This is a genomic window from Mycobacterium sp. H4Y (assembly GCF_000364405.1).
GTDB classification, from domain to species: domain Bacteria; phylum Actinomycetota; class Actinomycetes; order Mycobacteriales; family Mycobacteriaceae; genus Mycobacterium; species Mycobacterium intracellulare.
In genome coordinates this window covers 775127-798662 of record NZ_AKIG01000001.1, presented here as the reverse complement: position 1 = coordinate 798662, position 23536 = coordinate 775127, and the positions used below count along the sequence as shown (strand labels likewise).

General features: G+C 66.6%; 19 protein-coding genes and 3 pseudogenes. 9 read left to right on the top strand and 13 right to left on the bottom strand.

Translation table 11 applies throughout. The annotated features are described in order from the left end of the window. Nucleotides 1-50 precede the first annotated feature (50 nt). On the bottom strand, nucleotides 51-1007 hold the full coding sequence (locus W7U_RS03695; protein ID WP_008255011.1) for an alpha/beta hydrolase: 957 nt from the start codon (nucleotides 1005-1007) through the stop codon (nucleotides 51-53). A 312-nt stretch (nucleotides 1008-1319) separates the two neighbouring features. Here W7U_RS03695 and W7U_RS03690 point away from each other — a divergent pair, with 312 nt between their 5' ends. Further along, the gene (locus tag W7U_RS03690; RefSeq protein WP_008255006.1) at nucleotides 1320-2552 is read left to right on the top strand and encodes a cytochrome P450; all 1233 of its coding nucleotides are present in this window, start codon (nucleotides 1320-1322) and stop codon (nucleotides 2550-2552) included. Beyond that, entirely contained in the window at nucleotides 2549-3706 is a 1158-nt protein-coding gene (locus W7U_RS03685; protein WP_008255004.1) for a Zn-dependent alcohol dehydrogenase, read from the top strand. Before W7U_RS03690 ends, W7U_RS03685 begins: the two co-directional genes overlap by 4 nt. Before the next feature lie 8 nt (nucleotides 3707-3714). On the opposite strand, the gene W7U_RS03680 is transcribed toward W7U_RS03685, so the two are convergent. The 5 genes and pseudogenes from W7U_RS03680 to W7U_RS03660 all read right to left on the bottom strand — a co-directional run bounded on the left by W7U_RS03680 (nucleotide 3715) and on the right by W7U_RS03660 (nucleotide 9050). After that, nucleotides 3715-5619, bottom strand: coding sequence for a YhgE/Pip domain-containing protein (locus W7U_RS03680; protein WP_036428662.1), 1905 nt, complete (start codon nucleotides 5617-5619; stop codon nucleotides 3715-3717). 3 nt (nucleotides 5620-5622) lie between these two features. Beyond that, nucleotides 5623-6300 (bottom strand): hypothetical protein, encoded by a 678-nt coding sequence (locus W7U_RS03675; protein WP_008255000.1) that lies wholly within the window; start codon nucleotides 6298-6300, stop codon nucleotides 5623-5625. Beyond that, nucleotides 6287-6943: a TetR/AcrR family transcriptional regulator gene (locus W7U_RS03670; protein ID WP_008254998.1), complete on the bottom strand. Its 657-nt coding sequence runs from the start codon at nucleotides 6941-6943 to the stop codon at nucleotides 6287-6289. The genes W7U_RS03675 and W7U_RS03670 overlap by 14 nt, the downstream gene beginning before the upstream one ends. A gap of 46 nt (nucleotides 6944-6989) precedes the next feature. Further along, a pseudogene (locus W7U_RS03665) lies at nucleotides 6990-7810 on the bottom strand (SDR family NAD(P)-dependent oxidoreductase). 16 nt (nucleotides 7811-7826) lie between these two features. After that, entirely contained in the window at nucleotides 7827-9050 is a 1224-nt protein-coding gene (locus W7U_RS03660; protein WP_020822050.1) for a cytochrome P450, read from the bottom strand. 193 nt (nucleotides 9051-9243) lie between these two features. Between W7U_RS03660 and W7U_RS03655 the strand changes: the two genes are divergently transcribed. Beyond that, nucleotides 9244-10740, top strand: a complete 1497-nt coding sequence (locus W7U_RS03655; RefSeq protein WP_008254993.1) for a carboxyl transferase domain-containing protein — start codon at nucleotides 9244-9246, stop codon at nucleotides 10738-10740. A gap of 69 nt (nucleotides 10741-10809) precedes the next feature. On the opposite strand, the gene W7U_RS03650 is transcribed toward W7U_RS03655, so the two are convergent. The 5 genes and pseudogenes from W7U_RS03650 to W7U_RS03630 form a co-directional block, all read right to left on the bottom strand. Continuing rightward, complete coding sequence (locus W7U_RS03650) at nucleotides 10810-11853, bottom strand: TIGR03857 family LLM class F420-dependent oxidoreductase (RefSeq protein WP_008254991.1); 1044 nt, start codon at nucleotides 11851-11853, stop codon at nucleotides 10810-10812. Further along, nucleotides 11850-12230 (bottom strand): nuclear transport factor 2 family protein, encoded by a 381-nt coding sequence (locus W7U_RS03645; protein ID WP_008254988.1) that lies wholly within the window; start codon nucleotides 12228-12230, stop codon nucleotides 11850-11852. Before W7U_RS03645 ends, W7U_RS03650 begins: the two co-directional genes overlap by 4 nt. Beyond that, nucleotides 12230-13351, bottom strand: a complete 1122-nt coding sequence (locus tag W7U_RS03640; protein WP_008254986.1) for a PHB depolymerase family esterase — start codon at nucleotides 13349-13351, stop codon at nucleotides 12230-12232. The genes W7U_RS03645 and W7U_RS03640 overlap by 1 nt, the downstream gene beginning before the upstream one ends. Before the next feature lie 18 nt (nucleotides 13352-13369). Further along, a complete protein-coding gene (locus tag W7U_RS03635) occupies nucleotides 13370-14989 on the bottom strand; it encodes an NAD(P)/FAD-dependent oxidoreductase (protein WP_008254984.1) in 1620 nt (539 codons plus the stop codon). Beyond that, nucleotides 14982-15445: pseudogene (locus W7U_RS03630) on the bottom strand (nuclear transport factor 2 family protein). The gene W7U_RS03635 and the pseudogene W7U_RS03630 overlap by 8 nt, the downstream one beginning before the upstream one ends. 85 nt (nucleotides 15446-15530) lie before the next feature. On the opposite strand from W7U_RS03630, the gene W7U_RS03625 reads away from it, so the two are divergent. The 6 genes and pseudogenes from W7U_RS03625 to W7U_RS03600 all read left to right on the top strand — a co-directional run bounded on the left by W7U_RS03625 (nucleotide 15531) and on the right by W7U_RS03600 (nucleotide 20759). Beyond that, the gene (locus W7U_RS03625; protein WP_008254982.1) at nucleotides 15531-16538 is read left to right on the top strand and encodes a Rieske 2Fe-2S domain-containing protein; all 1008 of its coding nucleotides are present in this window, start codon (nucleotides 15531-15533) and stop codon (nucleotides 16536-16538) included. Then, nucleotides 16535-17164, top strand: coding sequence for a cysteine hydrolase (locus tag W7U_RS03620; RefSeq protein WP_008254980.1), 630 nt, complete (start codon nucleotides 16535-16537; stop codon nucleotides 17162-17164). The genes W7U_RS03625 and W7U_RS03620 overlap by 4 nt, the downstream gene beginning before the upstream one ends. Continuing rightward, complete coding sequence (locus W7U_RS03615) at nucleotides 17161-17781, top strand: PaaI family thioesterase (RefSeq protein ID WP_008254979.1); 621 nt, start codon at nucleotides 17161-17163, stop codon at nucleotides 17779-17781. The genes W7U_RS03620 and W7U_RS03615 overlap by 4 nt, the downstream gene beginning before the upstream one ends. An 8-nt stretch (nucleotides 17782-17789) precedes the next feature. Then, nucleotides 17790-19443: pseudogene (locus W7U_RS03610) on the top strand (acyl-CoA synthetase). Nucleotides 19444-19446: 3 nt separating this feature from the next. Then, entirely contained in the window at nucleotides 19447-19920 is a 474-nt protein-coding gene (locus W7U_RS03605) for an SRPBCC family protein (RefSeq protein ID WP_008254977.1), read from the top strand. Then, the gene (locus tag W7U_RS03600; protein WP_008254976.1) at nucleotides 19917-20759 is read left to right on the top strand and encodes an SDR family NAD(P)-dependent oxidoreductase; all 843 of its coding nucleotides are present in this window, start codon (nucleotides 19917-19919) and stop codon (nucleotides 20757-20759) included. Before W7U_RS03605 ends, W7U_RS03600 begins: the two co-directional genes overlap by 4 nt. On the opposite strand, the gene W7U_RS03595 is transcribed toward W7U_RS03600, so the two are convergent. Both W7U_RS03595 and W7U_RS03590 read right to left on the bottom strand, forming a co-directional pair. Beyond that, nucleotides 20760-21962 (bottom strand): cytochrome P450, encoded by a 1203-nt coding sequence (locus W7U_RS03595; protein ID WP_008254974.1) that lies wholly within the window; start codon nucleotides 21960-21962, stop codon nucleotides 20760-20762. Further along, nucleotides 21959-23455, bottom strand: coding sequence for an aldehyde dehydrogenase family protein (locus W7U_RS03590; RefSeq protein ID WP_080749705.1), 1497 nt, complete (start codon nucleotides 23453-23455; stop codon nucleotides 21959-21961). Before W7U_RS03590 ends, W7U_RS03595 begins: the two co-directional genes overlap by 4 nt. Nucleotides 23456-23536: the final 81 nt, after the last annotated feature.

Below are 23536 nucleotides of genomic sequence, written 5' to 3'. Positions count from 1 at the left end.
CCGCCTCGGCGAACAGCGCGGGCTGTCGTGTTTACCCGGACGAGCCGTTCCTACATGGCGAACACGCGGCGCACCGCCTGGGCGTGCAGCGCCCGGTTCTCCCGGGAAACAATCCAGTCCGGCACCATCGAGTCGAAGCCATTGAAGGTCGCTGCAATCACATGCAATTCGGTGTGGACGTAAGCGTGCAGCAGCCGATTGGCGTAGTCGATGGCCTCGTCTCGGCAGGGATCGATCTCGGAGCAGCTGACGAACGTGGGTGGCAGCCCCTCGAGGTTTGCCCGGTGCGCCGGGACGTGTTGCCCACTGGCGCTGGCGTGGCCGAGGTAGTGATTCCATGCCCGGCTCACGGCCGGGCCGTTGAGGCCCGGGGTGCGCTGGAACTCGCGACGCGACGGCGTGGCGTCGGAGTCGAGCATCGGCTGGTGCAGGATCTGCATCAGGATGGCCGGACCTTCCTGGTCGAACATGCGCTGGGTCAGGCCGGCGACGAGCGCCGCGCCGGCGTCGCGCCCCATGACCGCGATGCGGCCGGCGTCGGCGTCCAGTTCTTCGCTGTTGTCGACCACGTAGCGGAAGGCCGCTTCGACGTCGTCCAGCGCCGCCGGGCACGGATTCTCCGGCGCCAGCCGGTAGTCGACGGAAACCACCAGACAGCCGCCGTCGCGGGCCAACTCCACGCAGTGCGCATGGTCCGTCTCCAGGTTGCCGGTGACGAACCCGCCGCCATGGGCGTACACCACCAGGGGCGCCGGGGATTCGGTGTCGCCGCGGTACAAACGGAGCCCCAGCTGACCGCCGGGCCCGGCGATGGATCGGGAGTCGATCGAGACGCCGCTGGTGTCGGCCGCCGCGGCGCGCTGGGCGGCCAGCAGGTTGGCGTGCTCCCGTTCGGCGGCCAGTGTCTCGGCGCGGAACTCGAAGGCGCCCAACTCGACGGCGGCGTCGCGCAGTACCGGGTCGATGCGGGTCAGGCCGTGTGGGCGGGCCAGGTTCGTCTGTGTCATACCTATTCGTTTTCTCCGGCTCGTCATGCACGCTAAACCACCTTCAAGGTAGACCTGCGCATTTGGCCGGAGGCAGACGAGGTGGGTATTGGCGCGAAAAGCCCCGGGGCGGCGCGGCGAACGGGACCGGCCGTGCCGAACGCGTTGCGGCAATGCCTAACCGGGGTGTGGCGATCGCGCGAGCCGTTGGGATTCGTTGCTATTTATACTATGATAGCTAAATTCCGCTCGGTACAAACCCGCCGTGGACTCGCGGTCGACGATCGGTCCGCGCGAACGGCCTGACTCGGTTGTTTCCAGGAGGAAGCGCTGATGACGCTCAGCACTGACCCGAACGGTCAGCCCGTGGTGCCCCCGCTCGACTTCACCGGTGAAACCAGCCCCTATCCGTTCTTCGAGTACATGCGGCGCACGGACCCGGTCTGGCATGGTTCCCTGGCCGATTCCGGACAGCTGCCCGAGGAATTGCGGCCCGACGACGAATGGGTCCTGTTCGATTACGACGCTGTGTCCCAGGCTTTCCGCGACGACCGGGTGTTCACGTCGGCCGCCTACGACAAGACCATCGGGCTGGTGATGGGACACACCATTTTGGCGATGGGCGGCAGGGAACACCACGACCACCGCAACCTGGTGGCCAAAGCCTTTCGTGCGACCGCGCTGGCGCGGTGGGAGCCCTCGGTCATCGGGCCGGTGTGCGATCAGCTCGTCGACGAAATCAAGAACGACGGCCAGGCGGACCTGGTGAAGGCGGTGACCTTCGAGTTCCCGACGCGGATCATCTCCACGCTGCTCGGTCTGCCCGCCGAAGATCTCGACCTGTTCCGACGCCTGTCGCTCGACCTCATCTCGATCCCGACCGACATCGAGGCGGGGTTGAACGCCGCCACCGAGCTCTACGACTACTTCCTCAAACAGGTCGAGCAGCGCAGGCGCAAGCTCACCGACGACATCATCGGAGACCTGGTCGCCGCGGAGATCGACGGCGAGAAGCTCACCGACGAGGCCATCATCGCCTTCCTGCGGCTGCTTCTTCCGGCCGGGCTGGAAACCACGTACCGTTCGTCGGGCAATTTGCTGTATCTGCTGTTGACCCACCCTGAGCAGCTGGCGATGGTCCGTCGGGACCGATCCTTGTTGCCGATGGCGATCGAGGAGGGCCTACGCTTCGAAACGCCACTGACCACGGTCATGCGTACCACGACCGAGGAGGTCGAAATCGGCGGTAAGACAATCCCGGCCAACGCCCAGATCGACATGTGTATGGGTTCGGCCAATCGCGACGAGACCCGCTGGACCGATGCCGATACGTTCGACATCTGCCGCCCGCGCCAGGCCCACATCGCCTTCGCGGGCGGCATTCACATGTGCCTGGGCATGCATCTGGCGCGACTGGAAACGCGGGTCATGTTGAACAGCCTGTTCGATCGCGTCGAGGATTTGGCGTTCGTCCCCGACGACGGCACCGGCGTGGAATCCAAGATCGTCGGGCTGACCTTCCGGTCGCCCAACAAGCTTCCGGTCACTTTCGCGCCCGCCGCATGAAAAGCCGCGCAGCGATCCTGCACGACGTGGGAGGGCCGTGGTCGGTCGAGGAATTCGAACTGGATCCGCCCAAGGCCGGAGAGGTCCTGGTGCAGATGGCCGCCGCCGGCTTGTGCCACTCCGACGACCACATCCTCAAAGGAGACATGTCGGCGCCCAATGAGGTGATGCGATCCCTCGGCCTGCCCACCATGTTCCCGACGATCGGCGGCCACGAGGGCGCCGGGATCGTGCGTGAGGTCGGCCCGGGCGTCACCGACTTTGCGCCGGGCGACCACGTAGTGATGTCGTTCGTCGCCGTGTGCGGCCAATGCCGTTGGTGCGCCAGCGGAATCGAGTACCTTTGCGACCAGGGCATCGGCACCATGGTCCCGGGAATGCCCACCGACGGCACGTTCCGTCACCACACCGCCGACGGCCGGAAGCTGGGCCACATCTCCAAGATCGGCGCCTTCGCCGAACACACGGTGGTATCGACGAATTCATTGGTGAAGATCGAGCAACACCTGCCGCTGGCCCCGAGCGCGCTGCTGTCGTGCGCCATCCCGACCGGATACGGTTCCGTCGCCAACCGGTCCAACATGCGTGCCGGCGATACCCTCGTGGTGATCGGCGTCGGCGGGATCGGCACGGGCGCCATCCAGGGAGCCCGCATCAACGGCGCCGCGCAGATCGTGGCCGTCGATCCCGTTGACTTCAAACAGAAATCGGCTTTGCAATTCGGTGCCACGCACAGCGTGGCGACGACGACCGAGGCGCTGGACCTGGTGCGGGGTCTGACGTACGGGGTGATGGCCGACGCCGTGGTGGTCTCACCGTCGTTGATCACCGCCGAGGACGTCCGCGATGCGGTGCGTCTCACCCGTAAGGGCGGGACCTGTGTGCTCACCGGCATGACGTCGCAGTTGACCCGGTCGGTCAAGATCGACCTGCAGGACTTCATCTTGACCAATAAGACGTTGGCGGGCACCATCTTCGGCTCGTGTAACCCGAAGGCGGACGTCGCCAGGTTGGCGAGGCTGTATGAGACGGGTCAGTTACAGCTCGACGAGATGATCACCAAGCGCTATCGCCTCGACGAGGTCAACGACGCCTACGACGATCTGCTCAACGGCAAAATCGTCCGGGGCATCATCGATTTCGGGATAGCCTGAAACCCTGCTTACATCTTGATCGCGGGGATCAGCCTACTGAGATTCCAGAGCCGGTCTCGTCGCGCCGACAGGCAGGAGATCGCCAGTGCGACAGCGGTTATCGCGGCCAGCACGATGATCGCCTGCCATAGTCGGGCGTCGATGCCGCCGAGGATGAGCTGCCGGAGCCCGTTGACGCCATAGGTCATCGGGTCGAAGCGGTGCAGGATCTGGAACGGCCGTGACGTGGTTTCCACGGGGTACATGCCGCCCGCGCTGACGAGCTGCAACATGAGCAGAGCCATGATCAGCACCCGGCCCACCGCTGGACCGACAAGCGCGTTGATCGCCTGCGTCGCGGCTACGAACGCACCGGAGATCAGCACCATGAACCCCAGCATGGCCGCGGGATGGACGGCGTGCATACCGAGGGCGAACCGGACCACGCAGTAGAGAATGACGGCTTGGAATAGCGCGATCGCGGCGGCGGGCAGGTAGCTGGCGAGCACCACGCGGAATGCGAGCACCTCCGCCGCGATCGGGCGAGACTGCAAGGGCCGCAGCACCATCCACAGCACCAACGCACCGAAGAACAAGGCGAGCGTGAGGAAGAACGGAGCCATCCCGGTGCCGAAGTTGGGCGCGGCGTTCTCATGTGAAGCCTCGAGTTGCACCGGACCACCAATGGTTTCGGCGACCGCATCCTTTTGCTGGCTTGTCCAGTTGGGTACCTGCTTGGCCCCGTCGGCGAGTTTGGTCGCCAGCTCGGCCGATCCCGCCTTGAGTTGTCGTGCGCCGTCGTCGAGCTTGGCGATGCCACCGGCCAATTCGGCGTTGCCGGTGGCGACTTGCTGGGCTCCGTCGCGCAGCTGGGTGAGCTTGTTCGTCAGCTCCTGTCCCTTGCTGCCGACCTGGTCGAGCGCCGACCCCAGGGGGCTGCCCGGGTTCCGCAACCCCGATGTCATGGCGATCGCCGCGTTCTGCGCGTCGGTGAGCTGCTGGCGGATCTGAGGCGTGAATTGGTGACCCCGGAGCTGATCTTGGATGCCGCGCAGGTTGTTCGCCAGCGGATCCTGTCGTGCGGAGAGCTGGTCGATCACCGATGACAGCGAGTTTGCGGCGGCATCCTGCGCCCCGGCGATGGCACCGAGTTGGTCGTTGGCCTGCGCAAGAGCTGCCGCGCCCTGTTGCAATTGCTGCGTGCTGCCGCCGATTTGCGATACCGCCTTGGTCACCGCGAGCAGCGGGTCGGTGGCCTGGTTGATTCCGTCTGACAGTTGCTTGGCACCGGTGGCAAGCGTTGCCGAGCCGGATCGCGCGGTGTCCAGGCCGGACACCAGCTGACCGGCGCCGTCATCGAGTTGCGCGGCCCCGTCGGCGGCCTGCTTGATACCCGATCCCGACGAAACCACCACCGACAGCATCTGATTGACGGCCTGTCCCGAGATCCGGCTGGACACGGCGTTGAGCACCTGGCCGATGGCGGTACGACCGATACTCGTCGAGATGTAGTTGTTGGCGTCGTTGTAGACGGCGATCAGGTTGGCCTTCTTGGGTTGCCCGGTCACCGGCGACGCGATGGCCGCGCTGAAATCGGGCGGTAATTCGACCATGAAGTAGTACTTGCCGTGGTCGACTCCGTTGCGTGCCTCCGGTAGGTCCACGACGTGCCAGTCAAGGCCGCCGTCCGCGGTCAGGCTCTTGGCGATCTCCGCGCCGGCGTTGAACTGTTGCCCGGATACGACGGCACCACGATCGGAGTTGACCAGCGCCACGGGCATCTTGTTGGTGTGGCCGAACGGATCCCAGAACGCCCACAGGTACAGCGCCCCGTACACCAGGGGCAGCAGCATCAGTACGACGATGGCCACGCGTGTCAATCGGCTACGGCCGAAACGTTTGATCTCCGAGCCAAAGGCGAGTCCAGCCAACATCGTTCAGCCCTCTCCGGTCAGGATGCGGTGATCGTGTAGTTCGTGGTCGGGCGCCTCCGTGCCGAGCGGGTTGGTCACCCCGACGACGACGGTGCGCTGCTCGGCGATCACGCCGAGCCTGTCGGCCGCGATCGTTCGCCGGGAATTGTCGCGAACCTGTTCGAGGTCGCCGACCACCAGGATCGGCCGATTCGACAACAACGCCAGCGTGATGCGCAGCAGAAACAGTTCGAGGTCTGACAGTTCGACGATGTAGGTGTCGCCGGACGGCGGGGCCATCTCGCCGAAGACCTCGGCCAGCTCGGCCGGACCCGATTGAAGCGGCACCGACGAATACCACGGCGCCAGCCACCGCCGTTGCTCGGCGAGCACGGTCTCCACGGTCACCGAATCCTCCAGCTCGTCGATGCCTTCGAAGGCCGCGATCGAGCACTGCCGGCGGATCGCGCGCGGAGTTGTTTCGCCGAGGACGGTGAGCGTGCCGTGGCTCGGCCTGAAACGTCCCGCGAGCGTCAGCAGCAGTGTGGTCTGCCCTGGGCCCCCGGGCATCTGAATCGCGTGAAATCCCGACGTCAGGGTTAGGTCGACCCCCGAAAAGAGCGGCCCGTGCTCACCGTCGACCCCCAATCCGCGGGCGATGATCACCGGCGCCGCGGCGTCCGGCCCGTCATTCGTACCCATGGTGAGGCCCTCCCTGACCGGCGGAAGCCCGAATCGATCCCAGCACCGCGGTGACCAGCTGCGCTAGCAGGTCGGGGTTGATGGTCCCGGGACGCAGGACCTCTTCCATCGCCACGCCGAGGTTGATGGTGACGACGAGCTGGGCGAGGTCGGCGAGCTCTCGATCGGATGCCACGGACGGGCTCGATTTGGCGATGTGCACCGCTTGGTGGGCGGCGGCGGCGCGGCGGCGTTCGATGAGGCGCTCGCGCAGCTGGTTGTCGCGCTGGGCGCGCAGCCAGTATTCGACGAACAGCACGTAGAAATCGGAATGGTCGCGAACTGCGTCCAGCCATGACCGGCTCAATTCCCGTGCGGCCGCCCCGGTGTCGCCGCCGCTGCTGTCCAGCGCTGTGGCGATCTGCTCGCCGCGGAGCTCGAACTCGCGGTCGAGCAGGGCCAAAAACAGCTCATCTTTGGATTCGAAATTCGAGTAGACCGCGCCCTTGGTGAAACCGGCGGCCTGGCCGATGGCATCGATGGTGGCCCCGGCGAAGCCTTCGGCGGCGAAAACCTTCGCCGCCGCGTCCAGGATGCGGTCGCGAACCTCGCCGCGGGTGGGGCGGGTTCGGTGCGGCTTGACAGGAGACATGGTCAGCAGCATACTCCACGGTATCGAATGGATACTAATGAGTATCGAAAGGATGGCGCTAAGAAAGCTTGGCCAGGGTGTGATCCCAGAGTTCGCGTGCGAGGATCGGATCGTAGGCCGCCCGATTGGCTTTGGCGACTTTGCCTTTCGCGTAGTATTCGCCGACCGCCCAGTCGACGCCGGGCACGCTGGTCGCCAACCAGACCAGCTGATCGGCGCCATCATCCGCGGACTTGATCATTCGGCTGACGGGCGTGCGTTGCATGGTAGTCAAAACCGCGAGCCGGACGAATGACCGATATTGGTGTTGACGAAACCGGGGTGAACCACTGCCACCGAAAGGCCATCGGCCCGATACCGGCGATCTAATTCCTTGGTGAACAAGATGTTTGCCAACTTCGCCACCGCGTAGGCGGTGCTGGGCCGGCGCCGTGCCGTCGTGTCGAAATCGGCGAGCTTGACGTTGCGCAGCAGCCGCTGTGACGAGCTGGACGTGTTGACGATCGTGGCGCGTGACTCCAGCAGCACGTCCAGCAATTGGGTGGTCAACAGGAACGGCGCCAGGTAGTTGACCTGATAGGTGCGTTCGTAGCCGTCGGGGGTCAGCTCGATCTTGCTGGCCATCCTGCCCGCATTGTTGAGCAACACGTCGATACGCGGGTGTTGCGAACGAATCTTGCCCGCCAGGGCCCGCACCTGCGACAGGTCGGCGTAATCGACGACGAAGTGGTCCGCGTCCAATTCGGCGGCCACCGTGGCGGTCTTGGTTGGGGAGCGGCCCACCACGACGATCCGCTCGCCGGCGCGGCAGAGGCGACGCGCCGCAGCCGCGCCGATGCCGTCGCTGGCACCCGTGATGACAATCGTCCTTGACGTCACCGCGGAAGTGTATCGATCACCGCCGCAGTGAGTAACGAACCGGCAGATGCTTGAGCCCGCCGACGAAGGTGGTGGCGACCAGCTCCGGATCACCGGTCAGTTCAATGGTTTCCAGGCGTGGCAGCAGCTCGGAGAAGAAGCTGCTGACCTCCATGCGGGCCAGCGCCGCACCCATGCAGAAGTGCACGCCGTAGCCGAAGGCCAGGTGCTTGTTGGGGTCGCGACCGACGTCGAAGCGGAACGGGTCGTCGAAGACTTCCTCGTCGCGGTTGGCCGATACGTAGGACAACAGCACGGATTCGCCTGCGGCGATGGGCACCCCGCGCACCACGGTGTCGCTGGCGGCGGTGCGCATGAACTCCTTGACCGGGGTGACCCAGCGGATCATCTCGTCGGTGGCCAGCGGCATCAGGTCGAGGTTGTCGCGCAGGCGTTGCAGCTGGTCGGGGTTCTCGATGAGCGCCTGCAGGCCGCCGGAGATGGTGGCGCTGGTGGTGTCGTGGCCCGCGGTGGCGACGATCAGGTAGTAGGAGACAGTATCGATGTCCGACAGCGGTTCGCCGTCCACGCGGGCGTTGGCGATCGCCGAGGCGAGATCCTCGGTCGGGTGCTCGCGGCGCGACGCCGTCACGCCGTTGAAGTACTGGAACATGTCGAACAACGCCGGCAGCTGATCCTCGTTGGAGCTGCCGCGCTTGAATTCGGAATCGTCGCTGCCGAACAGTTCCTGGGTCAGCTTGAGCATGCGGGGAAAGTCTGCCTCGGGCAGGCCCAGCAGCGACATGATCACATAGAGCGGGTAGTTGACCGCGACCTCCTGAACGAAGTCGCATTCCGGACCGGCCGCCATCATCTTGTCGACGTAGATCTTGGCCAGTTCGTCGACGCGAACCTTCAAGGCCCGCATCGCCTTCGGGCGAAACCAGTCCGAGCCGATCGCGCGCACCACCCGGTGCTGCGGGTCGTCCATGTGGATCAGCGTGCGCACACCCGCGGCGGCCTGCATCTCGTCGCCTTCGGCGGTCGTGAGCACCGGACGCGGCCAGTTGGTGAAGAGCATGTTCTCACGCTCGATGTCCATGATGTCGGCGTGTTTGGTGATCGCCCAGAACGGCCGGTAATTCGGGACCTCCACCCACGACACCGGGGCGTTGGCGCGCAGGTGCGTCAACGCCGCGTGCAGCCCCTGCTCGTCGGTGTACGCCAACGGGTCCGCCAGCAGGTTGGCGGCCTCGTCCATCGTGGTTGCGCTCACTGGTGAAACTCCTCGATTCGGGGCGCCCCCGCCGGCCGAAGACGGACCTTGAGGCGGGGCGCGTCAGGCATGCGGGTAACTTTACAGTAAGCAATCCAGTATGTGACCCCGCAATCCGTGGGGCGTCGCCACCTGAGATTCGTCGCGCGACGGATCCTCGATGAGGTAGGACATAGGCATGCCGAAAGCCCAGGACTGGGGAGAAACGCTCGACGATCTCGAGCGCCGCCGTCAGCACGCGTTCGAAATGGGCGGGCCGGAGCGGCTCGACAAGCACCGCAACAAGGGCAAGCTCGACGCCCGCGCGCGGATCGAGTACCTCCTCGACCCGGGCACGTTCCGCGAGCTCGGCACCCTGGTCGGTGGTGAGACCGCGGCCGACGGGCTGGTCGTGGGCTCCGGTGAGATCAACGGCTCACCGGTGATGCTGGGCGCCGAGGACTTCACGACCCTGGCCGGCAGCATCGGTCCCGGCGGCAATTCCAAGCGGTACCGCATCGCCGAACTGGCCCTGCGCGACAAGATCCCGCTGGTCATGCTGCTCGAAGGCGCCGGCTTTCGCCCCACCGGCGGGCACTATGGGCGCACGCCGACCGACCTGCTCGCGCAGGCGCAGTGCTCGGGGCGCGTCCCGACCGTCGCCGCCGTCCTCGGCCCCTCGGCCGGGCACGGCGCCCTGGTGGCCCCGGTTTGCGATTTCCGAATCATGAGCCGGCAGGGCGCGATCTTCACCGCCGGTCCCCCCGTCGTCAAAGAGTCGACCGGAGAAGACATTTCGAAGGAGGACCTGGGCGGGCCGGACGTCGCTCTGCCCAGCGGCGTGATCCACAATGTCGCCGAGGACGACGAAGCGGTGCTCGACGACGTCCGCCGCTACCTGTCGTACTTCCCGCCCAGCGCCTGGTCGTACCCGTCGCCGCAACCGTCCGGTGCGGCCGCTGACCCGCGGGCGACGCCGGAGCTGCTCGACATCGTCTCCCGGGACAACCGCCGGGTGTACGACATGCGCGCCGTGCTCGACGTGGTCTTCGACAGCGCCGACTGGTTCGAGGTGCAGCCCCAGTTCGGCAGGGCGATGGTCTGCGCACTCGCCCACCTCGGCGGCCACCCGGTCGCGGTGGTGGCCAATCAGCCCCAGGTGCTCGCGGGCTCCATCGACGCCGACGCCGCGGACAAGGCGGCCCACTTCATCATGGTGGCGGATTCCTTCCACCTGCCGATCGTGTTCCTCGCCGACAATCCGGGCATGCTGCCCGGCAGCCGATCCGAGCGCGCCGGCGTGCTGCGTGCCGGTGCGCGGATGTTCGCGGCGCAGACGGCCGCCACCACGTTGAAGCTGCACCTCACGCTGCGTAAGGCGTACGGGTTCGGCTCGATGGTCATGTCGCTGTTGGGTTTCGATCATCAGGTCGCGACCTTCGCCTACCCCGGCGCGACGATGGGCGCCATGAGCGCCGCGGCGCTGAGCCGCGCCTCACACGCCGGCGAAGACCTCTCGGCCAAGCTGCGCAACGCCGAGCTGGAGGCGTCCTATCGATCGGCCGAACACATGGGGTTCGACGAACTCATCGATCCCCGCGAGACGCGCGATGCGTTGCTCGCGTCCTTGAAGCGTGGCCTGTCGAGCAGGCAGGCCGCCGCGGAGCCGGTATCCCGGACCGTGATCCTGCCCTGAATTTTCTGCCGAGCAGACGCAGAATCGCATGAATCAGGTGTCAACAGTGCGATTCCGCGTCTGCTCGCGCTACTTCGCCGCGCGATACGCCGCGACGATCGGCTCGAGCTCGTCGGGCGTGGCGCCGTGCATGATGACCGCGTCGGCGCCGTAGTCGAACTCCTTGCGGATGCGGTCCACGCACTGTTGGGCGGACCCGGTGGCCGAGGGCTCCAGCCATTCGTCGGGAATCAGCGTCGCAATGTGCTCGATCTGCTCGGGCGTCCCCTTGTGGTCGATCCCGCCCGCGATCGACGTGACCACCGGGTCTTCCCGGAACCGCTGCAGCACAGCGGGATCCCAGTCATTGGTTCGGACAAGCAGATCGCCGTAGCCCTGCAGGTAGGTGGCCAGCCGCGCGACGGTCTTCTTCAGCCGCAGCTCTTCGGGCAGGTGGTCCCCGACGGTCGCGAAGCACGACCACACCCGCACGCTGTCGGGGTCGCGGCCCGCCTTCTCCGCGGCGGACTTCACGGTTTTGACGCTGCGCTGCAAGGTCTCCGGGGTGAAGTAGGTGTGCAAAATGACGTCGTCGAATACGCGGCCGCCGAGCGCGAGCGTGTTGGGTCCGAAGGCCACCAGGGCCAACCGGATGTCTTCGTTGAAGTCCGGATCGAGAAAAAGGATGGGGTACTTGCCCATCGGGCCGTCGTGGTTGAAGATCAGCTCGCCGTGCCAGAGCCGGCGCATGACTTGGGCCCAATCCTCCATTTGCGCCGTCGTCACCGCCGGGATACCGAAGGCCCCGTAGATCGCTGCGATGCCCCGGCCGACGCCCAGGGTGAACCGGCCGCCGGAGAGACGATGCATGGTGGTCGCCCACGATCCCGTGATGAGCGGGTGGCGGGTGTTGTGATTGGTTGCGGCGGTGGCGATCTGCATGCGAGTGGTCACCGCGCACGCCGCCCCGACTAGAGACGAGGCCTCCTTGACGTTCCAGCGCTCGGAGATGAATCCGGTGCCGAAGCCCAGTTCCTCGCCACGGCGGGCCTCGTCCATCAAGGTCGCCGGGCCCTCCCCACCCGCGCCGGCCAGCAGATAGAAGCCCAGTTCATCAAGCGTACGGTCACTCAATTCCAAACCCCTTGCTGGTAGCCGCAGTTCCAAACCTCGGTAATTTTGCCATCGACCACGCGGAACACCTCGATGCTGGCGATGTTGGTTTCGGTGCCGTCCTTGGTTTTGATCGTCGAGTCGTAGACGATCGCCACGTGTTCGCCGTCGTCGCCCTCGATGACGACGTTGAGGTCGAAGTGCAACGATTCGGCCGCCTGCCACATGTCCACCACCCGCTGGACCGCTTCGGCGTGGGTCAGCGTGCGGGAGGAACCGACCTCGTGCCGAATGACGGTGTCGCCCAACAACTCCTCGGCCAGCTCGATGTTGCGTTCGTTCCACACGACCAGGTTGTAGAGTTCGACGACGGTGCGCGCCGTCCAGGTGGGCGCCATCAGCCGGGCACCGCGTCGCGCAGGAACCGGTCGGTGATGCGCTGCACGCGCCGGGAGAAGATGTGCCCGACGTGGCTGCCGTCGTACCAGTACAACTGGCCGCCCCACCGTTCCTGCAACGCGTTGGCGGGCTCGCGCATCGCCATCCGGTCGTGCCACGCCCCGACGATCAGCCGGCGTTCCGGCGGCGGCGACGGCGTGACGGCCAGGGGGTCGATCACCGAGGTCAGCTGGGTGACGACGGGAGATTCCAGCAGCTCGCGGAATCCGTCGCGCGAGGGCCCCCAGCGCTGCAGGTGCCGCGCGATCATCGCGTTGAGTCCCAGGATGGGCGTGTACAGGGCCACCGCATCGATCTGTTTTTCCAGATGCGAGACCAGCGCGGCCACGGGGCTGCCCATCGAAATCCCTGCCACCACAACGGCGGTGCCTTGCCCCTGTGCCCAGCGCACCACGGCGCGCACCTCCGAGACGACCCGCATCATTCCCGCGACGTTGCCGAGCGGATCCATGTCGGGGTACGCCGGCCAGTGCCGGCGCCGACACCCGTGACCGGGCTGCACCGGCAGCGCGATGTTGAAACCCAGCTTGCGATGTATCCGGCCGATGCCGGACATCAGCAGGTCTTCGGTGCCGCCCTGGCCGGCGCCGTGCACCCATACCAGCCAGGGGCGGGGGCCGTCGCCGTGCCGGCACACGTGCACCACCGCCCGTGCCGGGCCGCCCAAGCCGTCGGCCTCCAAGCTCGGCGGCAGCGCGGGATCGTGTTCGAAAGTCACCCGTTCGTAGGCCAGGCCGGCGATGCGGTGCCGGCGTATCGAGGCTTCCCGCAACGGTTTCGGGTCGCCATGCGCGCGGTCGATGCCGAGCGCCGAGAGCTCCTCGGCCGCCGCAATGCAGGCATCGAGCGGCCGCATCGCCGCGGGGCTCCCGCCGAGCAGCGAAAAGCCGCTCAGCACAAGCTCATCGAGCATGACCTCACCGAACTGGCGCGCACCGCGCGGCGACAACGGGGACCAATTAGTGGACTCCTGCAGACCGGCCACGGTGCGCGGCACCAGCATTCCGAGTTCCCGGGCCGCGTCTTTGGCCAGGCTCAGCCCGTTCCATGCCTTCGCCATGTCGCTCACCTTCAACAGCTACGCCAGTTTGAACCCGGTGTATCCGCTTGCCGCGATCTCGTCGCAGCGCCGCCGGTATTCGGGGATTCCGCCGGTGTAGCCCATGTACATCCGTTTCTTGCCGGGCACGTTGCCACCGTTGTACCAGGAGTTGCACGACGGATGCACCAGCACCGTCGGCGCAACAAGCGCCGTGGCGTGGTCGATCCACTCCTGCTGAGCGGTGCTCAATGCCTCGATGGTGCGGATGTCGTGGGCGCGCAGATACGCGAGGCAGTCGCCGATCCACTCCACGTGCTGCTCGAGGGCGGCGACGAAGTTCGTCGCGGCGCTCGGGCTGCCGGGGCCCTGAACCGTAAAGAGGTTCGGGAACCCGGCGACCGCCAGACCCAGATACGACAGCGGGCCGTCGGTGGCCCAGAATTCGCCGAGCGAGACGCCGCCGCGGCCGCGGACGTCGATCCGGCTGAGCGCGCCGGTCATGGCGTCGAACCCGGTGGCGTAGACGATGACGTCGAGCTCGTGCAGCCGGTCCTCGGTGCGGACACCGGCGGGCGTGACCTCGCGGATCGGCGACTTGCGCAGGTCGACCAGTGTGACGTTGTCGCGGTTGAAGGTCTCGTAGTAGCCCTGGTCGATGATCGGTCGCTTACACGCGAACGGATGCACCGGCACCAGGGAGGCCGCGGTCTCCGGGTCCTTGACGATCCGCGCCACCGCCTCGCCGTACAGCTTGGCGGCCATCCGGTTGGCTTCGATGTCGAAGAAGATGTCGCCCCAGTTCAATGCGCCCATGACGCCGTGCTCCTCGATGGCGCGCAGTTGTTCTTCGCGCGTCGCCGACTTCAGCGGCGGCCTGCCCAGCATGTCGAGCAGGACGGAGAAGGCGCTCAGCCGGGCCGCGCCGATCGGGTGAGCGCGCTGGGCGGCACGGATCTCGCCATACCGGGCCTTCATGTCGTCAAGCTCGCCCGGCTCGAACCGATGCACCCGCCAGGGCAGGGTGTACGCGGGTGAGCGCTGAAACACCGACAGGTGCAGTGCTTCTCGGGCGACGACGGGGATGAGCTGGACGCCGGTCGAGCCGGTACCGATGACGCCGACGCGCTTGCCGGTCAGGTCAAAGCCTTCGGGCCAGCGGCTGGTGAACAGCGACGTCCCGGCGAACGTGCCCATGCCGGGGATGTCGGGTTCCAGCGGCACCGACAGGATGCCGGAGGCGGCGACGACGAAGGGAACGCGGAAGATTTCGCCGGCTTCGGTGCGCACCGACCACGTCGCGGCTTCGTCGTCGAACGTCATCGCGACGACCTTGGTGCCGAATTGGATGTCACGACGCAGGTCGAGCCGGTCGGCCACGAAGTTCAGGTAGGCCTCGATCTCGGGTTGCGCCGGCATCGACTCGGTCCACACCCACTCCTGCTGAATCTCTTCGGAGAAGCTGTAGGAGTATTCGATGCTCTCGATGTCGCACCGCGCTCCGGGGTATCGGTTGAAAAGCCAGGTGCCGCCCACGTTTTCGGCCATCTCCACCACACGGGTGCGCAGCCCGAGTTCCCGCAGCCGGTGCAGCATGTACAGCCCGGAGAATCCGGCGCCGATGACGAGAACGTCGAACGGGGAATCGGCGTCAGCCATCGTCACCGCCGGTGATCTTCAAGATGGTTCGGGTGAGATGCAGGGTCTTGATCTGCCAACGACCGTCCCGCTTCTCATAGGTCTCGTGGTAGTGCCCGGCCCCGTACAACTCGCGGCCGTCACCGAAGATCAGCAGGTCCTCCATCGCCCAGATGCCGGTCGCGGTGGTGGCCGAGGTGAGCGTGATCTCGGGGGTGTGGCAGTGATGTTTGGTGGCCACGCCCTCGAGGCCGCCCATCACCATCGGTGCGAAGTTCACTGGCCCCCCTCGGCCCCTCTGTCGGACGGCGCGGTCTGGGGGTCCGCACCAGCGGTGGACACCGCCATGTCGAGCGTCACCACGACGTCGGCGGCGAACACTCCACGCCAGGACTCGAGGTCTTTGGTGTCCAGGAATCGGCAGTAGCGCGCCTTCAGTTGCCGGATGGCTTCCAGCTCGTCAGCCGCCTCGGTCATGTCACTCCCCTTGCCGCGCGTGGGCCGGACTGCTGAAATCTATACTGTAATGGATTTAGTATCAACGATCGCGGGAGGCGCCGACGTGAAAGTTCCCTTCACCTGGAAGGTCACGGGCTGGTTCATGGTCGGCTGGTCCCCGGAGTTTCCTGCCGGCGAGGTCCGGCCGCTGCATTATTTCGGCGAGGACCTGGTCGCCTACCGCGACGAGTCGGGCGAGCTGCACGTCCTGGAAGCGCACTGCAAGCACCTCGGCGCCCACATCGGCCACGGCGGCAAGGTGGTCGGCGACTGCGTCGAGTGCCCCTTCCACGGCTGGCGCTGGGGCCCCGACGGCGCCAACAAATACATCCCCTACCAGCCGGACCGACCCAACCGCGCGCTACACCTGAAGGTGTATCCCGTCCGCGAGCAATACGACTGCGTGTTCATCTGGCACCACCCGGACGGCAAGGAACCGCAGTGGGAAATGCCGGACATCTTCAGAAAGTTCCCCCAATTCGAGACCGATCCGGCGGCCTACTACCGGGCATATCCGGAGTTTTCCCGTCGCGCGGAGCGCGAGCCGGTGCATCCGCAGATCGTGGCCGAGAACGCCCCCGACAGCGCCCATTTCGAGTACGTGCACCACGCCACGGTGACACCCCGAGTCCTCGACTGGAAGATCGTCGACCACGAGTGGCAGTTCATCGCCGGCTGGCCTGATGCGAACAGCGACGACCCCGAGGACCTCGCGTTGCGGTTCCACAGCCACCTGTTCGGCCTCGGCGGGGCCATCAGCGTTTTCGAGGGCGCGCAGAATCACCGGCTGATCTTCACGTGCACACCGGTCGACGATGAGTGTTCGGACCTGTTCTACTCGATCTGGTGGCCGCGGATCCCCGGCGATGACTCCCCCGTGCCGGAGGGCAAACTCCGGGAGGTCATCGAGAAGCAGTTCTTGTCCACCGTGTTCGACGACCTGCAGATCTGGCGCTACCAAAAGTACGTAGAGCGTCCGCCGCTGTCCAAAGTCGACGCGAAAGGCTATATGGCACTGCGGAAGTGGGCGACGCAGTTCTATGACGTCGCGCCGGTGGACGCCCCCGCATGACGGACCCGCTGGCCGGACTGGCCGCACCCGAGCACACGGCAATCGTCACCCAGGAGTGCCAGGGCGCGGTGATGGGTCCTGATGCCGGACTGGCCATGCTCGCCGCGGAGGCTCGCCGCGAGGCGCTGCCCAACATCGCGCGCCTGCTGCCCGCGGCCCGGGCGGCCGGGGTGCGCGTTGTGCATTGCCTGGTGCAACGGCGGCCCGACGGGCTCGGCTCCAATCACAACGCGAAGATCTTCGCGATGGGCGGCGGCAACCGGGTGGACATCACGCCGGGCACGCCGGGTGCGGAGTTGCTGCCCGAATTAGGGCCGGAGCCTTCCGATTTGGTGTTGCGCCGCTGGCACGGCGTGGGCCCGATGGGCGGCACCGATCTGGACGCGGTGTTACGCAATCTCGGCGTGTCGACCATCGTCGTGGTGGGCGTTTCGCTCAACATCGCGATTCCCAACCTCGTCATGGACGCGGTCAACGCCGCCTACCGGGTGGTCCTGCCCCGCGACGCCGTGGCCGGCGTCCCCGCCGACTATGGTGCAGCGATCATCGCCAACACGCTGTCGCTGCTGGCCACCGTAACCAGCACCGACGATCTGCTGCAGGCCTGGGACAAGGGAGCCCGATGACCGATACCGCTCCGGAAGTTCGCGGCGGGTTCCCCGACGTCAAGCCCGTCGAGGACGCTCCCGCCGAGCTGGGCCCGTTCGTCGCCGCGCTGCGTCGCCTGCAGGACCTGACCGTGTCCACCAAGCCGGACCCCGCGCTGTGGGCCGCCGCGACCGCGCACCTGGAGAACGCCTGCGCGCTGCTGGACGGCCACCAGGTCCCGGAGATCGAAGCGGTGGCCGGCCGGGTGCTGACCCTGCCCGGGTTGGCCCATCCCCTCCTGCCGCCCTGGATGGTGACCGAGTCCGGCCCCGACGGTGTGAGGATGGCCGGGCATTTCACCGCCTCGCACATCGGCGGGAACCGGGCCGTGCACGGCGGCATGATCCCGCTGTTCTACGACTGGTTGTTCGGCATGGTGGTGTCCAGCGCGGATATCCGGCCGACACGCACGGCCTACCTGCACGTCGACTACCGGAATATCACCCCGATCGACCAGCCGCTGAGCGCTCAGGGGCGCATCACCAAAGCCGAGGGCAGGAAAGTTTTCATTGACGCTACTATGACAGACGCCGACGGCACGTTGCTCAGCGAAGCCAACGGCCTGATGGTTCGCCTGCTACCCCACCAGCCGTGAGAGGCATGATGTCCGACACCACAACAACATTCACGGTGCCTGCCGTCGCGAAGGCCGTCGCGGCGGCCATCCCCGACCGCGAACTCATCATCCATGGGGATCGCCGGTACACCTACGCGCAGGTGATCGACCGCTCCAACCGGCTGGCCGCCTACCTGCACTCGCAGGGGCTGGGGTGTCACACCGAGCGCGACGCGCTGGCGGGCCACGAGGTGGGCCAAGACCTGCTCGGCCTCTACGCCTACAACGGGAACGAATTCGTCGAGGCGCTGCTGGGCAGCTTCCAGGCGCGGGTCGCCCCGTTCAACGTCAACTTCCGCTATGTGAAAAGCGAGCTGCAGTATCTGCTGGCGGACTCGGGGGCCACCGCGCTGCTCTACCACGCCGCGTTCGCACCGCGCGTCGCCGAGATCCTCCCCGACCTGCCACAGCTACGCGTGCTGATCCAGATCGCCGACGCCTCGGGCAACGACTTGCTCGACGGCGCAATCGATTACGAGGCCGCCCCTGGCATCCGTGTCCCCGGAACCGCCGCCGGTGCAGCACTCCGCCGACGACCTGTACGTCCTGTACACCGGGGGCACGACCGGCATGCCGAAGGGCGTGCTGTGGCGCCAGCACGACATCTTCATGACGTCCTTCGGCGGGCGCAACCTCATGACCGGCGAGCCGTCGCAGTCCATCGACGAGATCGTGGAGCGCGCGGCCGCGGGGCCGGGCGCCAAGCTGATGATCCTGCCGCCACTGATCCATGGTGCGGCCCAGTGGAGCGTGATGACCGCGATCACCACGGGCCAATCCGTCGTCTTTCCCACGGTCGTCGATCATTTGGACGCCGACGACGTGGTTCGCACCATCGAGCGGGAAAAGGTCGCGGTGGTGACGGTGGTCGGTGACGCGATGGCCCGCCCTTTGGTCGCCGCCATCGAGAAGGGGATCGCCGACGTGTCGTCGTTGGCGGTCGTCGCCAACGGCGGCGCCCTGCTGACCCCGTACGTCAAGCAGCGCTTGATCGAAGTGCTGCCGAACGCCGTCGTCGTCGACGGCGTCGGGTCGTCGGAGACCGGGGCGCAGATGCACCACATGTCGACCTCGGGGGCGGTCGCGACCGGCACGTTCAACGCCGGGCCGGACACGTTCGTGGCCGCCGAGGATCTGACGGCGATCCTGGAACCCGGGCACGAGGGGATGGGCTGGCTGGCCCAACGCGGGTATGTTCCGCTCGGCTACAAGGGCGATGCGGCCAAGACCGCCAAGACTTTTCCGGTGATCGACGGCGTTCGCTACGCCGTCCCCGGTGATCGCGCGCGCCACGGCGCCGACGGCTCCGTCGAACTGCTCGGCCGCGACTCGGTGACCATCAACTCCGGCGGCGAGAAGATCTTCGTCGAGGAGGTCGAAACGGCCATCGCGTCGCATCCCGCCGTGGCCGACGTGGTGGTCGCCGGGCGGCCGAGCGAACGGTGGGGCCAGGAGGTCGTCGCCGTCGTGGCGCTGGCCCAGGGCGCCCGCGCCGAGGCCGACGAGCTGGTGGCCCACGCCTCAAACACTTTGGCGCGCTACAAACTGCCCAAGGCGATCGTGTTCCGTCCGGTCATCGAGCGCAGCCCGTCGGGCAAGGCCGACTATCGGTGGGCGCGTGAGCAGGCGGTGAATGGCTGAGCGATGTCACTGCTGCAGAAGGACGAGACGCTGACGGCATCGACCGAGGTGCGAGCCTCCGCGGAACAGGTGTACGCCGTCGTCTCCGACGTCACGCGGATCCCGGAGTGGAGCCCGGAGACCGTGCGTGCCCAGTGGCTGGCTCCGGACCGTTTTCGGGCCTGGAACCGAAGGCGGCTGGGGCGGTGGCGGACCGAAGCGGTCGTCGCCGAAGCCGCACCGGGACAACGGTTCTCGTTCGTCGTTCAGGCCATGGGCGGGGACTGGACGCAGTGGACATATCTCATCGAACCCGGCTCCACCGCCGGCACATCGCGCCTCACCGAAGTCGTCCGGATGTGTGTCCCATTGCCATGGGCTGCAGTGGCGTTCGAGCGCCTCTTCTTGTTCATCCGGGATCGACGTAAAGATCTTCAAGCGAACCTCGAACTTTCGGTGGACCGGATCCGCACGATTGTCGAGGCAGGGAATCCATGAACTATCACGGGCGTATCGCTGTCGTCACGGGCGCCGGCTCCGGCATCGGCCGCGCACTGACGCAGGCTCTCACCCGCGGCGGGGCGCATGTCGCGGCCGCCGACATCGACGAAAAGGGCCTCAGCGAGACGCAAGCAACGAGCCCGCCGGGCCAGGTCACGCCGTACCGGGTCGACGTGGCGGACCGGGACGCGGTGCTGGGCTTCGCCGAAGACGTGCACCGGCAACTCGGGCCCGCCTCGATGTTGTTCAACAACGCCGGAGTCGACCTGTTCGCGAGCGTGGCGGACATGTCGTGGAAAGATTTCGACTGGCTCATCGGCATCAACATCGGTGGGGTCGTCAACGGCACCAAGGCCTTCCTGCCGCAACTCGTCGAGGCCGGTTCCGCCCAGCACCCGTCGCGGTTGGTGAACCTGTCCAGTGCCTTCGGATTGATCGCGGTGCCCTACCAAGGCGCCTACAGCACCGCGAAGTTCGCGGTGCGCGGTTTCACCGAGGCGCTGCGCCAAGAGATGATCATCGAACGTCACCCGGTGACCGTCCACTGCGTGCACCCCGGGGTGGTCAAAACCAACTTCGGGGCCAACATGCGCGCCGCCGAGACGGAGGACCCGGACCAGGCGGCCAAACTCTTTGCGCGCGCGGCAATCACCTCCCCCGAGAAGGCCGCCCGCCTCATTCTGCGTGGGGCCGAGAAGAACCGGGCGAGGATCCTCATCGGCCCCGACGGGCGCGTGATGGCGGCGATGCCCCGGCTGCTAGGCGCGCACTACGCCGCGGTGCAGGCCTATGCCGCGAGGGTGACGAATTCGCGTTCGGGGCGCGCCGGCGCCTGACTACGGCAATACCCGCACCGGGACGTTGTTCCAGCCCGCGACGTTTTGCATGTTGACACGACGGCAGCCCGCCCAGTCCACCTCATAGTGGGGCATGTGATCGAGCAGCTTCTGCAGTGCGACAGAGCTTTCCATGCGTGCCAGCGCCGCCCCGAGGCAGCTGTGGATCCCGTACCCGAATCCGAGGTTCTGCGCCTCGGTGCGGTCACGCTCGATGTCGAAGACCTCTGGCTTCGTCCACGCGTCGGGATCACGGTTGGCCGAACCCAGCAGCAAAAACACCGGCTTGCCGGCGGGGATGGTGACGCCGTGCAGGGTGACGTCTTCGCGCGAGCAGCGCACGTTGTACTGGTTCGGGGATTCGTAGCGCAGCACCTCTTCGACGGCCGCGGGGACCTTGCTGCGGTCGTCGAGCAGTTTCTGCCATTGCTCGGGATGGCGCGCAAACAGCACCACCGCGTTGGCCACCAGCTTGGTCACCGTCTCGGCGCCGGCCCCACCCAATAGCACGGCGAACTGGGCGATTTCGATATTGTCCAAGGCCGTGAGCTCACCGTTCTCGCGCTCGACGCGGGCCGCCACCAGGGCGCTGATCATGTCGTCGCGCGGGGCGGCCCTGCGCTCCTTCACCAACTGGTAGTAGGCGATCGCCATCTGCGTCGCGGCCTGCACGCCGGCCTCCGACATCTCGACCTCGCCCGGCTCGCGGTGCAGGAACGTGTCGAGCCACAGCCGGATCTGCTGACGGTCCTCTTCCGGCACCCCGAGCATCGTCGTGATGACCTCGACGGGGAACAACGCCGAGAAATCCTGGACGACATCGAATCCCGCGGGGTCGGTGGCGTCGAGATAGCGGTCGACCAGTCCGGTCACCAGCGGGCGCATCGCTTCGATCGCGCGCGGCGTGAACACCTTGTTGACCAGGCCGCGCATGTGCCGGTGCTCGGGCGGGTCCACCATGATGATCGACTTGTGCCCCATCGGTTCCTCGGAGCGCACCGCCGCGAGGTCCACGCCGCGCGCCGACGAGTACGTCTCGAAGTTCTTGTACGCCGCGGCGACGTCCACGTGGCGGCTCAGCGCGTAGAAGTCGTACCGTTCGCTGTAGTAGACCGGGGCTTCCTCACGCATCCGTCGGTAGGTTTCGTACGCCCCGTTGAAGAAGTCCTCCGAGAACGGGTCGAATTCCAAGGCGACGGTCATTTCGCAACTTTCTTGAGGCGGCGGTGCGTGCGGGCCCGCGCGATTCGCAGGGCGGTGTTGGCGTAGAACCGCAACGAACTGCCGAACGGCGGCGCCGCGGTTCCGGTGATGCTGAACGGCAGGTCATTGCCGACCACGGTGCGGTAATGGCTGAAGGTGTCGAACCCGGCCTTGCCGTGATAGGCGCCCATCCCGCTGCGCCCCACTCCCCCGAACGGCGCCGCGGATGGGATCATCTGCGCCGCAAAGTCGTTGCGGGCGACGCCGCCGCTGCGGGTGTTGCGGACAAAGCTGCGGAAATTCTCGTCGTCGGGACCGTACCAGTACGCCACCAGCGGCGCCGGCCGCCCGTTGATGTAGTCGATCGCCTCGTTCAGACGGGAGTAGCCCATGACGGTCAACACCGGGCCGAAGACCTCTTCGTCGGCGATCCGCATCCGGTCGTCGATGTCGCGGACAATGGTGGGCGCAATTTTGCGGCTGGCGCGGTCGGGCAGCGACTCGCCCTCCGGGCCAATCGTTTCCACGCGGGCGCCGTGTGCCCGCGCGTCGTCGATCAGTCGTACCACTCGGTCGAAATTGGCCTGGTTGACGCTGGAGCAGTAGTCGGCGTTGGCGATCACCGTCGGGAACATCCCGCGCAACGTTTCGCGGGCGGTGTCGACGAAGCTGTCGAGGTGGTCGTCGGGCACCATGACGTAATCGGGGCAGACGCATACCTGTCCGCCGTTGACCATCCGGGCCCGCGCGATGCGCGCCGCCGATCGCGCAATGTCGGCGCCCGGCGCAACCACCACGGGGTTCTTGCCGCCCAGTTCCAGGGTCACCGGAACGAGGTTCTGGGCGGCCGCGCGTTGGACCAACGCACCCACCGACGGCGAGCCGGTGAAGAACAGATGATCGAACGGCAACGCCGCGAAGGCGGCCGCGACGTCGGCGCCACCGGTGACCACGTCGAGCTCGGCCGGGTCGAAGTACTTGGGCGCGGTCGCCGCCATCAGATCCGCGGTATGCGCGGTGATCTCCGACATCTTGATCATCACCCGGTTGCCGGCGGCGAACGCCGCCGACGCGGGCAGCACCACGAGGTTGACCGGGAAATTCCACGGACCGATCACGCCGACGACGCCGAGCGGGGTGGGCTCGACTTCGGCCCGCAGGCCACACAGCCGCGCGGCGGGCATCAGTTTGGCCGGACGCATCCATTGCGCCACATGGGATCTGGTGTGCTCGACCACAGAAGTGATCCCGATGATCTCGGTGAACAACGAGGCCGCCTTGGACCGGGTGCCGTAGTCGGCGGCCATGGCATCGATGAACGCGTCGCTGTTGTCCAGCAGCAGCGCCATCAGCCGATCGATACGGTTGCGCCGGACCGCGGCGGTGGGCGGCCCCTCGGCCACAAAGGAGCGCCGTTGCCGGTCCAGCATCGCCCGTAAATCGGCTTGCCGCCGCCCCGCCGGACCGTCAACCTGTTGGCCAACTGAACCCATGGCTGCACAGCTTACGGCAGCCGTAGCCGCGTCGATATAGTCTACTGTAATCTTTACAGTACGACCGTGTACCCGAGCCGG

Bases quoted from the DNA above. Each gene is read 5' to 3' on its own strand.
- W7U_RS03590 (WP_080749705.1), bottom strand. From the start codon at position 23,455: ATGGGTTCAGTTGGCCAACAGGTTGACGGTCCGGCGGGGCGGCGGCAA.
- W7U_RS03695 (WP_008255011.1), bottom strand. From the start codon at position 1,007: ATGACACAGACGAACCTGGCCCGCCCACACGGCCTGACCCGCATCGAC.
- W7U_RS03620 (WP_008254980.1), top strand. From the start codon at position 16,535: ATGACGGACCCGCTGGCCGGACTGGCCGCACCCGAGCACACGGCAATC.
- W7U_RS03675 (WP_008255000.1), bottom strand. From the start codon at position 6,300: ATGGGTACGAATGACGGGCCGGACGCCGCGGCGCCGGTGATCATCGCC.
- W7U_RS03645 (WP_008254988.1), bottom strand. From the start codon at position 12,230: ATGGCGCCCACCTGGACGGCGCGCACCGTCGTCGAACTCTACAACCTG.
- W7U_RS03685 (WP_008255004.1), top strand. From the start codon at position 2,549: ATGAAAAGCCGCGCAGCGATCCTGCACGACGTGGGAGGGCCGTGGTCG.
- W7U_RS03690 (WP_008255006.1), top strand. From the start codon at position 1,320: ATGACGCTCAGCACTGACCCGAACGGTCAGCCCGTGGTGCCCCCGCTC.
- W7U_RS03670 (WP_008254998.1), bottom strand. From the start codon at position 6,943: ATGCTGCTGACCATGTCTCCTGTCAAGCCGCACCGAACCCGCCCCACC.
- W7U_RS03635 (WP_008254984.1), bottom strand. From the start codon at position 14,989: ATGGCTGACGCCGATTCCCCGTTCGACGTTCTCGTCATCGGCGCCGGA.
- W7U_RS03595 (WP_008254974.1), bottom strand. From the start codon at position 21,962: ATGACCGTCGCCTTGGAATTCGACCCGTTCTCGGAGGACTTCTTCAAC.
- W7U_RS03640 (WP_008254986.1), bottom strand. From the start codon at position 13,351: ATGGCGAAGGCATGGAACGGGCTGAGCCTGGCCAAAGACGCGGCCCGG.
- W7U_RS03600 (WP_008254976.1), top strand. From the start codon at position 19,917: ATGAACTATCACGGGCGTATCGCTGTCGTCACGGGCGCCGGCTCCGGC.
- W7U_RS03660 (WP_020822050.1), bottom strand. From the start codon at position 9,050: ATGGACGAGGCCGCCAACCTGCTGGCGGACCCGTTGGCGTACACCGAC.
- W7U_RS03615 (WP_008254979.1), top strand. From the start codon at position 17,161: ATGACCGATACCGCTCCGGAAGTTCGCGGCGGGTTCCCCGACGTCAAG.
- W7U_RS03655 (WP_008254993.1), top strand. From the start codon at position 9,244: ATGCCGAAAGCCCAGGACTGGGGAGAAACGCTCGACGATCTCGAGCGC.
- W7U_RS03680 (WP_036428662.1), bottom strand. From the start codon at position 5,619: ATGTTGGCTGGACTCGCCTTTGGCTCGGAGATCAAACGTTTCGGCCGT.
- W7U_RS03605 (WP_008254977.1), top strand. From the start codon at position 19,447: ATGTCACTGCTGCAGAAGGACGAGACGCTGACGGCATCGACCGAGGTG.